Source organism: Flavobacteriales bacterium (assembly GCA_016715895.1).
Classification (GTDB): Bacteria; Bacteroidota; Bacteroidia; order Flavobacteriales_F; family PHOS-HE28; genus PHOS-HE28.
Genome location: JADJXH010000004.1, coordinates 2,163,187 through 2,178,421, shown reverse-complemented (window position 1 = coordinate 2,178,421; position 15,235 = coordinate 2,163,187). Strand labels below are relative to the sequence as shown.

Annotated in this window: 12 protein-coding genes; 4 read left to right on the top strand and 8 right to left on the bottom strand. The window is 65.7% G+C overall.

Annotated elements, in window-relative coordinates; genetic code table 11:
• Window positions 1–16 precede the first annotated feature (16 nt).
• Together IPM49_17800 and IPM49_17795 are read right to left on the bottom strand one after the other, a co-directional pair.
• The gene (locus IPM49_17800; protein ID MBK9276376.1) at window positions 17–1,021 is read right to left on the bottom strand and encodes a hypothetical protein; all 1,005 of its coding nucleotides are present in this window, start codon (window positions 1,019–1,021) and stop codon (window positions 17–19) included.
• A gap of 162 nt (window positions 1,022–1,183) precedes the next feature.
• Window positions 1,184–2,347: an exo-alpha-sialidase gene (locus tag IPM49_17795; GenBank protein ID MBK9276375.1), complete on the bottom strand. Its 1,164-nt coding sequence runs from the start codon at window positions 2,345–2,347 to the stop codon at window positions 1,184–1,186.
• Between the two features lie 195 nt (window positions 2,348–2,542).
• On the opposite strand from IPM49_17795, the gene IPM49_17790 reads away from it, so the two are divergent.
• Window positions 2,543–4,126, top strand: a complete 1,584-nt coding sequence (locus tag IPM49_17790; GenBank protein MBK9276374.1) for a hypothetical protein — start codon at window positions 2,543–2,545, stop codon at window positions 4,124–4,126.
• A gap of 11 nt (window positions 4,127–4,137) precedes the next feature.
• On the opposite strand, the gene IPM49_17785 is transcribed toward IPM49_17790, so the two are convergent.
• Together IPM49_17785 and IPM49_17780 are read right to left on the bottom strand one after the other, a co-directional pair.
• Window positions 4,138–5,829, bottom strand: a complete 1,692-nt coding sequence (locus IPM49_17785; GenBank protein MBK9276373.1) for a DUF2207 domain-containing protein — start codon at window positions 5,827–5,829, stop codon at window positions 4,138–4,140.
• 254 nt (window positions 5,830–6,083) lie between these two features.
• The gene (locus tag IPM49_17780) at window positions 6,084–6,641 is read right to left on the bottom strand and encodes a LemA family protein (protein ID MBK9276372.1); all 558 of its coding nucleotides are present in this window, start codon (window positions 6,639–6,641) and stop codon (window positions 6,084–6,086) included.
• A 241-nt stretch (window positions 6,642–6,882) separates the two neighbouring features.
• Here IPM49_17780 and IPM49_17775 point away from each other — a divergent pair, with 241 nt between their 5' ends.
• Window positions 6,883–7,782, top strand: coding sequence for a T9SS type A sorting domain-containing protein (locus IPM49_17775; GenBank protein MBK9276371.1), 900 nt, complete (start codon window positions 6,883–6,885; stop codon window positions 7,780–7,782).
• 192 nt (window positions 7,783–7,974) lie between these two features.
• On the opposite strand, the gene IPM49_17770 is transcribed toward IPM49_17775, so the two are convergent.
• A complete protein-coding gene (locus IPM49_17770; protein ID MBK9276370.1) occupies window positions 7,975–10,242 on the bottom strand; it encodes a hypothetical protein in 2,268 nt (755 codons plus the stop codon).
• Between the two features lie 421 nt (window positions 10,243–10,663).
• Between IPM49_17770 and IPM49_17765 the strand changes: the two genes are divergently transcribed.
• Entirely contained in the window at window positions 10,664–11,845 is a 1,182-nt protein-coding gene (locus IPM49_17765; protein MBK9276369.1) for a hypothetical protein, read from the top strand.
• Between the two features lie 72 nt (window positions 11,846–11,917).
• Here the strand turns inward: IPM49_17765 and IPM49_17760 are convergent, their stop codons facing one another.
• Both IPM49_17760 and IPM49_17755 read right to left on the bottom strand, forming a co-directional pair.
• Window positions 11,918–12,730 carry a redoxin family protein gene (locus tag IPM49_17760; GenBank protein ID MBK9276368.1) on the bottom strand — a complete coding sequence of 271 codons (813 nt, stop codon included), beginning with the start codon at window positions 12,728–12,730 and terminating at the stop codon, window positions 11,918–11,920.
• 49 nt (window positions 12,731–12,779) lie between these two features.
• Window positions 12,780–13,613: a ChaN family lipoprotein gene (locus tag IPM49_17755; GenBank protein MBK9276367.1), complete on the bottom strand. Its 834-nt coding sequence runs from the start codon at window positions 13,611–13,613 to the stop codon at window positions 12,780–12,782.
• A 178-nt stretch (window positions 13,614–13,791) separates the two neighbouring features.
• Between IPM49_17755 and IPM49_17750 the strand changes: the two genes are divergently transcribed.
• Window positions 13,792–14,049 carry an RNA-binding protein gene (locus tag IPM49_17750; protein MBK9276366.1) on the top strand — a complete coding sequence of 86 codons (258 nt, stop codon included), beginning with the start codon at window positions 13,792–13,794 and terminating at the stop codon, window positions 14,047–14,049.
• A gap of 20 nt (window positions 14,050–14,069) precedes the next feature.
• On the opposite strand, the gene IPM49_17745 is transcribed toward IPM49_17750, so the two are convergent.
• The gene (locus tag IPM49_17745; GenBank protein MBK9276365.1) at window positions 14,070–15,224 is read right to left on the bottom strand and encodes a hypothetical protein; all 1,155 of its coding nucleotides are present in this window, start codon (window positions 15,222–15,224) and stop codon (window positions 14,070–14,072) included.
• Window positions 15,225–15,235 lie beyond the last annotated feature (11 nt).

Sequence of the window (15,235 nt, the reverse complement as noted above, 5' to 3'; positions counted from 1 at the left end):
TCCGCGCGGGGATCCACTACTCCAGTTCCATCTTCTCCGTGTACCACCCCTGCAGTTCGGCGAAGTCGACGCCGGTGCCGGCGAACTTCCCGGGGAGCACGCGGAACAGCTCATCGCCGAAGCGCCGCGTCCGCTTCAGGTTCTCCGAGGTGGTGTAGTTGGGCGGGGATGTACTGTTGACCCAACGCCCCAGGGCGTTCAGCGCGGGTCGGGCGAAGCGTGCTTTTTCGTCGGGGGTCAGCGCCGCATCGCGCACGAAGGCGAGCGCAGGTTCCGCGTAGCCGGAATCCAGCATGGCCGCCATGCGCTGCACGAACGCCGGATCTGAACGCAGGCGCGCTGTGGCAGCCTCGCACACGGCCGGTTTCTCCACAAGGCTCGCCCGTGCGACCAGCTTCTGGAAATCGTTCTTGGGATCGAGCCGTCCGATCTCCGCGAGCTCTTCCTTGGTCGCTGGCAACAGGACGATGATCCGCGTGGCGACGTCGGCCAGACCGCGACCGCTGTTGGTGGCGATCCAGCGGCCGGAAAAGATCAGGCTGCCCACCAGGCTGAACGCGGTGAACCAGGTCCATGGGCGCAGCAACCACTGAACGGACAGCCCCGGCACATGCTTCTGGTTCAAGCTCACCACCACCAGCAGCACGGTGGAGAACAGGATGAGGTGGAGGAACGGGCTGTAGAGGCCGCGCGGCGTGAAGCCGGGCCGCAGGTACAAGGCGATGAACACGTAGGAGGCGACCGCCAGCGCGAAGGCCGCCGCCCCGGCGAGCAGGTAGAGCTTGCCGCGTCCCAGCCGGATCCAGTCGAAGCCGCCGGCAGCCGTCATGCAGAGCAGTGCGACCAGCATGAGCCCCCAGATGGGGGCCAGGATGTACAGCGCGGGTGTGGCCCATTGGTCGTCGTTCGTCTGCCTGCCCGTCCATTCCCACAGGAACGGCTGAAGCCGCAGCAGGAAAAGGAGGGCCGCGAGACCGGCGCTGACGGTGCCGATGACCTTCTGGGAGGTGGTGGGATCCATGTTCGCTGTTTCGGCGGAGCCCTGCGGCCGATGTGCGGATGGCGCGTTGGGCGGATCAAGATCGGATTAAGTCCGCATCCATGGGCCGGCCACTGGTCGGGCAGCAGCAGCAGCCGGGTGGCCGACCATCCGGTCGGGTTCCGCGGGATCGCGATCGCCCCTTTACTCCCGCACCAGGCGCACGGTGCGCCTGTGCCCGTTGGCGTCCTCCACCTTCAACACGTACGCGCCCGGTGCCACCGCGTCCAAGGGGATGTCCCCGGCCGCCGGGCTTCCGCGCTGTGCAAGGGCACCGACCGTGGTGCACAGTTCGTAGCGCACGATGGAGTGGCCGTCCCAGCGCACGTGGGCCCGGTCCCCCGCCGGAACGGGAAAGACCGTGACCTCGGCCGCATTGGTCGGCTCCACCTCGGCCTGCCCGAGGGTGAGGCCATCGCGGAACACGCCACCGCCCAGCGTACCGGCATAGAGGTACACGCCATCGCTGGTGAGGCGCACCACCTGCAGGTTGGTGAGGCCGTTGGTGTACGGGGTCCAGGTGGCCCCGCTGTCCGTGCTGAGGTGGACGCCGCCGCCGGAGGTGCCTGCGAAGAGCAGGCCGCCCACCGCGTGCAGGGCGTAGGTGATGGAGCCGCTCATGCCGCTGGCGGTCCAGGTGGCGCCGAGGTCGTCCGACCGGAACACCCCGCCACCATTCCCCGTGCCCGCGAAGAGCACATCGCCCATGCGTTCGAAGGCGTACACCTCCGTGCTGGTGAGCCCGTTGTTGCTCGCGGTCCACGGCTCCGCGCTGTGGGAGATGCGGTGGACGCCGCCGCTCTGCCCGCCCGCGAACAGGTGGCCGCCAGCGCTGATCAACGGCCAGAACCCGCCCGATCCGCTGATCGGTTCCGTGTCCTGCCACGTGAGGCCCCCATCAGCGGAGTGGTCCACCTGACCGCCGTACCACTGACAGGCATAGAGGGTGTCGTTGTGCACCGCGAAGCCGCGCGCGCCGGAGAGGCCGATGTCCTGCCAGGAGGCCCCGTCATCCGTGCTGCGGAACGCGGGACCGAACTGGGTGCCGCAGAAGAGCGCGCCCTGCGCCGAGGAAAGCCACCAGTTGCTCGCTTCCGTGATGCCGGTGTTGACATCGGTCCAGGTATCCCCGTGATCGGTGGACCGACGGATCGGCCCGCCGAGGTTGCCCGCGAAAAGGGCGCCCTGGTGCGCGACGATGGCATAGGTGTTCCCTACGGCACCCACCGGTTGCCACTGGGCGTGGCCGGTGAGGGAGGCGGAGACGGTGGTGGTACCGAGCAGGATGCGGGCGGCCAGGTGCTTCATGGCGGGGGTATGGGTACCGAAAGGTAGTGCGGGTCGCCGGAGGGAACGCCCGTGTCCGAGCAAGCGGGCGGGCGGCCGAGTGAACGGTCCGGCAGGAAGCGGCGACCGATCCAAGGAACGCCCCGGGCGAAGCGCCGGTCAACGGTCCGCACAACCCTTTTGCGCGTTCCCCGTCTTCCCGCAAACCCGAACCCGATGCGCGCAGCCCTTGCCCTTGTTCTCCCGCTGGTCGCCGTGGCGCTGCACGCGCAGACCTACGACTGGGACTGGGCCTGGGGCGCGGGCGGCGCAGGCAATGACCATGGGCTGGTGTACACGAGCCCCGCGGGCGAGGTGCACCTGCTGGGCACCTATGCCGGCAGCATCACGTCCAACGGCGTGACCCTGACGAGCAGCGGGGGCAACGACATCTTCGTGCAGCGGCTCGACCCCGCGGACGGCAGCGTGCTTTGGACGGCCGAGGCGCACCACGCCGGGAACCTGGCCATCCATGCGGCCGCCATGCGCAGCACCGGAGAACTGGTGGTGAGCGGCACCATCGCCCATGGAGGCTCCACCGCACAGTTCGGCATCTTCCAGGTGACGGGACAGCCGTTCGGCCTGCAGGCCTTCGTCGCGGGCATCTCGCCCACCGGGCAGTGGACCTGGGTGGCCGCAGTGAACGATCCGGTGAGCACCGAGGGCTGGCTGGTACGGGTGGACGCGAACGACAACATCCTCCTGGGCTGCAAGTGGGGCGCGGACATGGCGGTGTACCGCTTCACGGGGGCGGGCGTGCAGGGCTGGTCGGCCACGGCCGCCAGCAGCGGCAGCAGCGTGGACGCCTACGCCATGGACGTGCTGCCCGGCGGTGACCTGGTGCTGACCGGCCGGTTCCACGGCACCACCACCTTCGGCGGGCAATCGCTCACGGTGGGCAACGCGTACTACGACGTGTTCGTGGCACGCCTCTCGGCCGCCGGCACGTGGACCTGGGCGATCCAGGGTGGAGGGAGCCATTGGGACAAGGGCTTCGGCGCGTGCGCCACGGCCAATGGCGATGTGTTCGTGGCGGGCACCTTCCGCAACACGGCCACCTTCGGCCAGCATCAGGTGACGGCGGGCGGTTCCAACGACGTGTTCGTGGCCCGTGTGAGCGGTGCGGGGCAGTGGCTATGGGTGGAAGGACAGGGCATCAGCGCCTACATGGAGGTCTACGGCATGGCCCTGGACCCGCTGGGCGACCAGTTCGCCCTCACCGGTACCTACGGCAATGCAGCCGCGGTGATTGGTGGCGTCACCCTGCCTGTTCCGCAGTTCAACGACATGTACGTGGCGGCCTTCGACACCACCGGGCAGGCCATCGCGGCCATGGGGTTCGGCAGCAGCTCGGCCGACCAGGCGCTGTCCGTAGGCTATGGCGCGAACCACGAGCTGTACCTGGCCGGCTACTACGGGGCCGCCGCCCCGTGGGGCGGCATCAGCATGCCGGCCACGCAAGGGTACGACCTCTTTGTCGGGCGGCTGACCACGGACATCACGACAACGACCCCCCCGGTGCGGACGCCCGATCGCCTGCGCCTGTACACGACGGAGCACGGCTTGCGCGTGGAGAACCCCCTGGCGGTGCGCGGACCTCTGCTGGTGTTGGATGCCACGGGCCGTGTGATCGATCAACGACCGCTCACTGGCGCGGCCGTGCAGGACCTCAGCCTGCCGCACCTGGCGCCCGCGCTCTACACGTGGCGCGTGGCTGCCTCCGATGGTGCGGTGCACGGGGGCAGGGTGGTGGTGCCTTGATCGGGAGCCCGCTACCAACCGCCCCCCCCGCCTCCTCCCCCACCCCCGCCGGACGAGCCGCCCCCGCCCGATCCGCCGCTCTTGCTGGGCGGTGTACTGGAGGAACTGACGCTCCTGCTGAACGAGGAGGACATGCTGTGCGAGAACGATCCGTAGTTCATGATGGACCCACTGTACCAACCGGGCCGGTAGTTGGGCTCCACCAGTGCCTTGTCGATCATGGACTGGAAGCGTTCGCCCCACACCTCCTCCACCCCGAAGGCGATGGCGTAGGGCAGGTACTTCTCAAAGACCTCGGGCGTCATGGCCGGCGGGTTGAAGTGCTGCAGCTGCTTCTCCTCGGCGGCGCTCAGGTACATCTTGAAGCCGCGCAGCCTGGCGCGCAGCGCCAGCTTCTCCACGCTCGGCTTGCGGATGAGGTACTGGTACAGCAGGAAGAGGACGAGGTTGGCCACCAGGAAGGCCACGATGTACAGCCCATCGTTGTCGCCCCAGGAATCGGCGTACAGCACCAGCAGTCCGATGCCGCAGACGATCACCGTGAGGATGGGGATCCACCAGAAGCGGAGGTTGTTGCCGGCGCTCAGGAGGCCGTGCCACTGGTTCCGCAGGGTGGAACGGAACGAACTGGCCATGCTCTGCACGCCGGGGTCGTAGGATCCATCGATCTCAAAGCGATCGCGGCCGGAGCCGAACATGCTGTTCAGGAGCGACTGCTCCTCCCTGGGAAGGCCGGAGCCGCCTTTCAGCTTCACGATGGTGTAGGTGCGCGTGGTGAAGAGGCCGAGCACCTTCTCCTTCTTCTCCTCGATGCGGAGGTGGCCCTTCACCCCCAGGGAGATCATGGCCGGGGTGATGTGTTCGTTGTCCACGCTCCCCTTCATCACCATGGCCACCGAGGCGGGCGAAAGACCATCGGGCGGCTCGAAGAGCGGGATCACCGTGGGGGCGTCCGGATCGCGCCCGAAGCGGACCCACGTGAAGACGTAGTAGACGAATAACAGCAGTGTGATGCCGCCGCCCACCAGCGGCACGGCATACAGCTCCCAGAATGTGGGCGGCGGCGGCTCGGCCACCACGCCTTTCTGGAAGCCCACGGCCACGGTGAGGCCTTCGTAGTAGCCCATCGCACGACCGGTGAAGTGCACCGTGCGCGCATCGATGATGGAGTCCGTGCATGCGTTCTCCGTACTGCCCATCACCCCCGTGTAACAGGCGGTCTGCTTCACCTGGGCCGCTGCGGGCAGATGGATGAGCGCCGAGATGCTGTCCACTTCGAAGGCCCAGCCATTGCCGTTCACGTTCCAGTAGATCTCGTCGTGCTCGGGGAAGAAACCGAGCTGGCCCTTGGTGGTGTAGGTCAGCGTGTAGGGGTAGTCGCCGGGTTCGAGCAGGTTGCCCTCGGAACCCACGTACACCACGAAGTCGTCGCCCTCGGTGGCGGTGTGGTAGGGACTTGTGGCGCCGAACACCAGCACGGCCTGGAGGTCGTACTGCACCCGGCGGGTCCGCCCGTTATGGTCCGTGAAGCGCAGGGGCAGCCGCCGCACGATGCCGCGCTTGAACTCGATGCCCTCCACGTGCACGTTGATCTGCTCGGAGACCGTGATCCGCCCGTCGGCCGCCACGGTGAGGTCCGTGTGCCAGGCATTGATCTTCTCGGTCTGGGCGTGGAGCTGTGCGCTGAGCCACGCGGAGGCCAAGAGAACCAAGATCGCCTTCCACCTTTTGCTTCGCCAAAAGGTGGAGCCAAAAGGCGCCCACGATCCAAGCCGCTGTCCGCCTCGCACAGGCCCGCAGCACCAGCCACCGAGGCGGACGCGGCCGCGCGGATCGTGGACACCCACCGCACGCTGCATCGGCCAGCTTGGTACCCGGCTGACCCGTTGTGCAGGTCGATCGGTGCTGTCCATGCGTGTCCAGCTCGCTGAACGACCCACCAGGATGGGAAGCGGGATCACGAGAACTTCACTTGGGGGTTCTGCTTCTCCGCCGCGTTCTCCAGCTCGAAGAAGGAAGACTTCGCGAAGCCGAACCCGTTCGCGACAAGGTTGCTGGGGAAGCTCTCGATCAGCGTGTTCTGCTCGCGCACGGTGCCGTTGTAATAGCGGCGCGACTTCTCGAGATCGCCTTCGATCTGGGCGAGGGCGCTCTGCAGCTCCAGGAAGTTGGTGTTCGCCTTCAGGTCGGGGTAACGTTCGGCCACGGCGAGCAGGTTCATCAGCGCGCCGTTCAACTGCTTCTCTGCGGCCTGGTGCGCCTCCACGGTGGTGGCCTGCTGCGCGGAAGTGCGCGCGCGGGTCACGTTCTCGAAGGTCTCCTTCTCGTGCGCGGCATAGCCCTTCACCGTCTCCACCAGGTTCGGGATCAGGTCGTAGCGCTTCTTCAGTTGCACGTCGATGCCGCTCCAGCCTTCGGCCACCAGGTTCTTCCCCTTCACCAGCCTGTTGTAGATGCCGATGGTGTAGAGGGCGATGAGGGCCGCGAGGCCGAGGAGCACAAGGAGGGCGGTCATGGGGTCCGGGTTGGATCGGTCGCCCGAATGTAGTCGGTGGGATCGGACCACCGGGGAAATGGACGCATGTTCAAGCGCCTCGCGCCGGCGCATCCATGGCACATCCCGGTGGAAGCGGTGCTCCGGTCCATGCTAACCAACGTTCTATTGTCCGGCTCCCCGCGAACCTTCTCCTTTGCGGCAGATCCCCTCCCAAATGGAACGTCGCAACATTTCCCTTCTGCTCCTGTGTGGTCTCGGTATGGCCGCAACGAACACCCGCGCCCAGAACGTGGTCGTGTACAGCAATCAGTTCCTTACGCCACTGGACACGCCGTCGATCGCCACGTGGTGCCAGCTGGACTTCGGCGTGGACCCCGTGAACGACCTGTGGGCCGGCACGGGATCGGGAACATCCTCCGGTCAGTTCGAGAACACCAACACGGTGGAGACCATCCTGATCACGGGTCCGGCGGATGTGTACGACGACCCGAGCGGCATCGGGGGCGACTATTCCATCGGCATGCTGAACACCGGCTTTGGCGACAAACTGGGCCTGCTGATCGATACGGAGGGACTGCCGTTCGTGAACGTGGCCATGGACCTCTCCGCGATCAACACCACCTGCGGCGGGCCATTCCCCATGGACACGGCCGTGTTCCTCCTGGAACTGCTCGATGCGCCGGGGGGCATCTTCGTCCTCAGCAGCGGCACGGTGCTCGATGCGGACACCCTCACAGGCACCGGCCCGGACGCCGACAGCTTCGTGTTCAATTGGGCGCATGCGGAAGGCAGCCTGGATGTGTCCGGCAGTACGGACGGGATGGTGGCCCTGCGGATGACCCTGATCCGTTCGAGCTACGCCTCCTTTGACAACATCTATATCGAGGCCTCGGTGGACTCCGTGATCTCCTCTGTACACGAAGACGAAGCCCATGCGCTGGGCGCCTTTCCCATCCCGTGTGCGGACCTGCTGACCCTGACAGGCATGCGGACCCGACCGCGCATGGTCACGATCTTCTCCACGATGGGAGAGGCGATGCGCATGGTCCCGATCGCGGCACAAGGCACGGTTGACGTGTCCGGTCTGCCGCCCGGCGCGTACGTGGTCCGTGTGGAGGAGGGTGATCAGGTCCGAACGGTCCGCTTCATCCGGGAGTGAGCACCGGGCGCAGCGGCCATGGCCTGTGGGCGTGAGGATGGTGGTGTCCTTCGGGCCGATGTGCCTGTGCTTCGTCGGGACCCTTGCAGGCCGGCGTCTCTTCCACCACCGGTCCGCTCAGGTACCGACACGCCATTCATGGTGCTGAACAGCCACGCACCGTTGAGCTGAGCCGGCAACCGGCCGCTGCCCTCACTCCTTGTGGAAGCGCTCCACGAAGCGATCTCCCAGCGGTGACATGAGCTCCAGCAGGTAGGTGCCCGCCGCCAGGGCGTGCACATCCACGCGCGGCACGCGCTCCGCCACACGAAGGCTTCGCAGCACCCGCCCGTCCGGGGTAAGGAGGCGCACGGTGCTGCCCGAGAGGTCCATGTCCGCACGCACCAGAAGGTCGGTCCGCGCCGGGTTCGGCATCAGCTGCAGGGCCGGGGTCATGGTCGCCTCCGGCGCAGTGGTGGTGGTGGTGACGGTGAACACACTGGGCGCGGTGATCACCGGCGCATTGAAGTCGAAATGGATGTTGGCCACGTTGATCACCTGGGCCCCCACCTGCAGCGTGGGCCGGGGGGCCATGCGGAAGCGGACGTGCCCATGGCTTTCGGGCTCATTACTGGTGCTGTCAGGAAGCAGGATACCGTCGAACACGAAATGGAGCACCCCTTCATCCATGAACCAGCTGAAGGGATGGCTGGCATCGATGACCTGAAGGGAGCTCCAGAGCAGGTCGGTGGACAGCGTGTCCGTAATGACCACCCGTTCGGCCAGGAAGGTGCCCGTGTTCTGGAACCGGATGGTATAGGTGAGCAGCTCGCCCTGCTGCACCTGATCGGGTCCCATGAACTCAGGGACCACCTGCTTGTCGTTGGGATCGTAGCTGCCCATCACGGCCTGCAGAAGGTCCGCGCTGTTATCATCCAGGAGCTGCTCCGGGTCGTCCGCGGTCACGGAGAACTGATGCGCCAGCAGCGAGCCCAAGGGGGTGTTGGCAGAGGTCAGAAGCTCCACCGTCAGCACCAGCTCCTCCCCCGGCAGCAGGGGGGGGACGGTCCATGTGGCGGTGTTGCCGGCCTGCGTGGCCGGCAAGGGGGAGGAGCTGACCCAGGTGTCCGCAGGATCGAACTGGAGCATGGCCGTGCCTGAGGTGATCTGGGTGCCGTTGTTGCGCACGATGAGGCGGAGCCTGTGCGCGAAGCCGGGCCGTGGTGGCGCGTTGATGCCGAAGAGGTCCGTCCAGAGGTCCACCACGCCGGGTGCGGGCTGGAACCCGAAGTGGCGCAGGCTGTCGATCTGGAACGGCGCGGTGATCTGCACCTGCTGGTCGGGTGTGGTGCTCATGTACCACGGCGGGGCCACGGCCGAGAGGGTGTGCGTGCCACTGTCAAGCGGCATGAAGTAGTGTCCGTCCGAGCCCGGCCCGGCGAGGTTGCCGCCGGGGGATGCGAGGACGTACCCGGTCGAGAAGGGCGGCTCACCCGGATCCAGGAGCCCGTTGCCGTTGTCATCGTGGAACAGGGTTCCGGTGGCGGACGAGAAATAGTCGCACGAGGTCGTGATGATGCTGCAGACCGGCTTGGTCATGGCGTTGCCCGAGGTGAGGAAGGGCGGGCGGTTGGGGATGCACAGGGTTCCGGCGAGCAGGTCCCAGCTGGTGACCGTAGGCGGCACGTACGGGTAGCAGGTGATGGGCGTGTTGGACGTGTTGATCACCTGGAGGGTGGGCGGCAGCTCAGGGATCTCCGTGAGCTGGTACATCACCGCACAATGGAACTGCTCCAACCGGGAGGGCAGCGGGGGCAGTGCGGTAAGGGGATTGAGGCCACCCACGTCCAGGTAACGCAGGCTGTCCGGGAACGCGGGGATGTAAGGGATCTCGTTGGCGCGAAGGTTCAGATGGCGGAGCGTGTTGGGCAGGGCCGGGTACTGGGTGAGGTCGTTGCGGTCCATGCGCAGCTCCACAAGGGTGGGCGGTATGGGGGGAAGGCTGTCCAGGAGGTGGGCATACAGATCGAGGTACTCCAGGTAGGGCGGCAGGGCCGGTATGGGCTGCAGGTTGGAAGGACCGTCCCAGTAATAATCGTGCTTGGCGCTGATGTGCCTGGCGGAATCAGGCCAGGAGGACACGCTGAACAGATAGGGGATGTAGTCCATCAACAGCGTCCTGATCTTGTTCGGCAGCGGCGGACAGGTGCTGATCTCACAAAAGCTGATGCTCAGGAACTCGAGGTTCACGAAGTGCTGGATCCCATCGATGTCGGTCGGGTTCGGAGGTACGCAGTTCACGCAGTTGCTCCCCACGGTTAGGCTGGTGAGCGCAAGCACATCGGGGTGGTTGACCAGCAGCGTGTCACCATTGACCGCGTTGGGCACCACCTCCAGAAGCCGGTCGCGGAAGCGCCAGTCCGGAATGACGAACTGCGCATCGAGCGGTGTGGCCAGGGCCAGGAGAAGCCAGAGTGTCAAGGACCTCGGGATGCGTGACATGGAGTTTCCCGGGCCGTTGGAAGGACCCGACCGTGACCTTGACGAACGAAACTCCCAAAGGTGGCCTGTGCGGCGCTCGCCAGTGCGATCGGGTGGTCCAGCACCTGCGTCACGCTGCGGATGGACACTACCGACCACTCCCATGCGCGCCGAAGACCACTCCAGGCTGACGTCCCTCCCATCGCGCTGTGCGCGGGCGAGCGACTCGAAGGGCTTGTTCAATGCATATACACCGCGCGCTTCATCATGGCGTGAACGGGGCGGGGGTGGTCATGCGCACGACGGCGGTGCTGCTCGTCCCGGTCCCGAACCGATCTTCACCTTCGGTGTACGGATGCGCACCTTTATCCGTGCTCCCATTCCCGGATGGACCGGACCGGGCAAGGAGCCACACAACCCCATGCGGAACGCGACCCTCCCCTGCTGCTGCACGCTGGCCGCTCTGGCCCTGGGCCTCCATGCCTCCGGTCAAGATGTTGCCCCCATCCCTGGTCCTCCCCCGGACGAATACGTGGACGTGACCGGCGATGGGATCGCGGACCTGCTGATCACGAGCCGCACCATTCACGTCTCGGATCCACAACAACCCGGATACCTCGGACAATACAAGGTCGGTGTGCGGACGTTGAGCGGCACATCCGTGCTGCTCTGGAGCACCCCCAGCACCCAGCGCTGGTTCACGGTGGACAGCGCTGCACGGCTCGATACGACCGAGCTCGCGGCCCGCATCCACTTCAAGCAACTGAGCTGGACCGATCCCGACCAAGCCATCGAGTTCTGGTTGCTGGAGCGTCCCTTCGGTCCTGCGATCACCAGGGACCAGGACGGTTGGTACGGCACAGGCGACCATCACGATGGGCGGACGATGGTGCTGCGCAGTGCGAACGAGCGGGGAACGAGCATCGCCGCGTTCAGCTTCGAGCTGCCCTATCCGTATGGACCCGTGGTGGTGAAGACACATGAAGCCGTCCGTGTCCCGAACGGCTTCGGCAGGGAGGGCGATCCGCCGCCACCGGTACCGAAGATGAAGGGCGAGTTCGACTTTGGGCATGAGGAGAGCGGGCCGCAGGTGCAGGTGCCGACCGGACTTCCACCCGATGAAGTGGTGGACCTGAATGACGACGGCGTCATCGACGTGCTCATCCGCGCCGGGGAAGAACATGGGCTTGGCATCGGGGAACCGGGCTACTTCGTGCGCGGGATCTCGCCTCGGGGTGGAACGGCGCTCCTGATGACCAACGCGCGCTGGGGGACATGGGGACCCTTCACCCTTGACGAAGGGGCGGCCTTGACGCCCGAGCGCCTCGCCGATGGACTGAAGAGCGGCATCCTGCGGTGGTCGTCAGCGGAAAAGGGGCCGGTGTTCATCGAGCTGCTTCGACACCCGCACAGCGTGGAGAACGTGCCGCCGACCTGGTCCGCAACGCCATATGCGTCCGCAGGTCATCTGGTGTACCGAACGACCTCCTATGGACGCGTGTACATCGGCGCATTGGAAGTGGTGTCCACCCTGCCCGGCGGTGAGCTCGGCGTGCGGTCGCTGGCCTGGGTGGAGGAAGGCCAGGTGCTCCAGGTGCGGTAGGGCGGCCGCGGTCGGGCCCCGCCATGTTCCGGACCAAGCTCTTGACAGGCAGCTGACCCTGGGACGTCGGTCCTACTCCGTGGCGAACCGCCTCACCACCGCACCGTCCTCCGTCCACAACCGGAACAGGTACACACCGGGCGGCAGTGGGCTTACCGAGGTGCTGCCCCCGATGGGCTGCTCGATGCGCTGAAGGGTCCGGCCCTGCAGGTCGAGGACCTCCACCCCTCGCACGTTCCCGGAACGCTCGATGACCAGTCGCCGGCCCACCGGATCGAACCAGATGGCGCCGGGATCGGCCTCGTCCGGGATGGAGGTACTGGCCTGGCAGTCCTGCACCAATTGGTGAAGCTGTATCTCCGTCTGCGAGGTGAAGACGCGTTCCGTGAGGCCGTCCGGGCAGATCTTGTAGATCACCGGGTAGAACGTGACGGCATAGTCGGTGAACACGCCGCGGTCGGGATCCTCCACATTGAAGATCGGGTATGGTGTGCCGGTGACCCAATCCCCCGCGGTCACCCAGGGATCGCCGATGCCCATCAGCTCGTTCATACCGTTCCACTGGTCGTACTCCAGCGCCAGCACCATCAGCTCATCCGTTCCACCCGGTCCGTATTGCTCGTGCATGTTCTTCAGCCGGTGCGTCTGGTGGTAGGCCCAGCAGGTGGGGCAATGCGCGGCGAAGACCTCCAGGAGGACCGTCCGGCCCGCATCCAGGTGGTCGTATAGGTGGTGCGTGGTGCCGTTGATGTCCGTTAGCGTGAAGTCGGGTGCGGTGCTCCCGTCGGGCAGCTGGGCGGAAGCGGGGAGCCCAGGCAGCGTGACGGCCACCAGCAGCAGCGTCCATGGCGCGATGGTCAGGCTCGTGGATGGCCGGGGGATCATGATCCGAAAGGTACGCCACACGCTGGCCGCGCCGGAACATCCGTCCACCTCAGTACGATCCCGGCAGATCGGCATCCACCACGAGAACGATGTCCGCCTGGCCGAAGTGCTCGGCGGGCAGCTTCCTTAGTTGTGCGGCCGTGATGGTGGCGACAGTGACCACCTTCAGCCCGGGTCGCGCACCAAGGAGGTACCAGCAGATACCCTCGCGGAAGTCGGAGTGGTAGCTGCCGTTGAGGTGCAGGAAGTGGCCGCTGGCGGGCAGGTGCTTCAGGATGAAGTGGGCCATGGTCGCATCCTTCAGGGCCTGGGCCTTCACCATGTCCGGTGTGCCATGATCGCCCATCATGGTGAGCATCTTCACGTACTGCGGCAGGGCCGGATCGAACGCGATGGGCATCGGGGCGTAAAAGGAACGCTGATCCATCGGCACCGTGTCCAGTGCCTCGAAGCCCCCCCTGCTCACGGCACGGGCATACCGGCGCGGCACATTGGTGGCGATGAAGGGCAGGCCGCGCTCCTTCGCCAGGTCGACCAACGGCGCGTAGTCGGTCCCGTGGTTGGGCCATAACCAGGCGAGCGTATCGAACGCGACCTGTTCGATCTCGCCCTTCAGGTAGCGGTCAAGCGCGGCCTGGTCATCGGCTTCGATCATCTCGGCACCGAACACCAGCGGCCCACGGTCGGCCAAATGCTTCGCCACTTCCAGTTGCAGCCAGTGGGCGATGGGGTTGTTGTGCAGCTCGCCGAAGAGCACCACATCCGCATCTCCAAGTGCGCGAAGGAAACCCGCGTGGGAGACCTTCCTCCCTTTCCCGTCGAACAAGGCATAGTTCGGTAGCTGCTGGGCGCCGGCCACTTCCGCAACGAGCGCGAACAGCATCAACAGAGCGACCTCTCGCACGGATCGGAGCAGTTTCATGATGCGAAGGAACGGATCGATCGTCGGGAAACATGCTCGTTGTCGTATCTTGCGATCGATAGCGCTATTCGTGCTCTTGGGGCCTTCGGGTCCGGCCGTTCCGGTCAGCGCGGTTCACTTCTTACTCACCGAAAAACCCTTGCGTATGACCATTTACGTGGGCAGGCTGAACCATGCCATCACCGAACTCCATCTTGAATTGCTCTTCGGCCATTTCGGCGAAGTGGAGCGCACCAAGGTCGTCACCGACCGCATCACGGGAGAGCCCCGTGGATTCGGCTTCGTGGAGATGAAGGACAAGCGCTCCGCGAACAAGGCCATCGACAAGCTCGATGGCGTCAAACTGGAAGGGGCCATCCTGCTGGTGCGCCCCGCACATCCTTCGGCGGTCAGCTAAGGCCCGCCACCGGGCCATCCTCATGGACTCCTGTGAAAGGGATCCCGTTGCGGGTGGGGCCGGGCAGGGACCGGCATTCCCGCCAGCTCCCGTAAAAAGGTCAACAGCTCATCCAGCAACGCGACGTGCAGTTCGAACTGGCGCTGCATCGCCTCACGATCGGGCAGCGCGAAGCGACCTTCTTCCGCGAGGCGCATCAGGTAGGCACTGGTGTAGCTCTCATGCCCGAAGGGTTCCTTCGGATCGAGGTAGCGGACATCACCCTGCACACCACGGAACATCGGGAAGGGCGGCTCGCCTTCGGTGTCCGCCACCATCAGGATGGGCATCGGGTAGCTGTGGGTGGTGAGCGCTTCGAGCACCTGCGGCCACTTGTCACGCACCTCGGCGCTGTCGGTCTTCCACTCCATGGTGGTCTCCAGGCTGATGAACGCATCGGCGAGACCCGGCTCGTGCAGCGTGCACCATCCTTCCTGCGCGCCCCAGCTATGACCGATGTAGAAGACCTTGTGACCGTTGGCGAGGGTTCGTGCAAAGCGGAGCATGGTGCGGATGCTGCTGCGGTCCGGCTCCCACACCAACGGGTAACCATACGAACGGCCCTCCAATGGCCAGTGGAAGTTGCAGGAAAGGAAGATGTACCCGTGCTCCGCAAAGTGCTCGGCCATCCACACGTTCTCGTCGCTGAGGCCCTGCGAGCCGTGGTGGTACACGATCACCGGACGCGACGCGGTCAAGGGCAGTTCTGCGCGGAAGGCCTGCGTGCCCAGGGCGAGCAGGCTGTCCTTCACCTGTTGCTCCGAGAAGGGCGCGTAGTTGATGGGCTCATCGCCATCGAAGGGATAACGCAGGCCGTATTCGATGAAGGCGCTGTCCATGCGCAGCAGCAACTGCTGGTACACGGGCTGAAGCGAGGACGGCAGCCGGGGCCTGCGCAGATCTCGGAAACGCAGGTGGTCGGGATCGAGCCTGCCAACGGGTTCCGCAAGGGTGCCCTCCAGCGGGAACCAGGCCTGCACAAAGAGCGGCGCAGGACCTTCGTAGCCGAAAGCGCCGTACCGAAGGCTGTCGTTGAAGAGCAGCGTGTCCGCGAAACCGATCGGCGACGGACCACCAGGTTGGGCAACGAGATGAACGGCCCATGACAGGGCGAGCGGAAGAAGCGTGATGCGCACGGTGAAAGGTA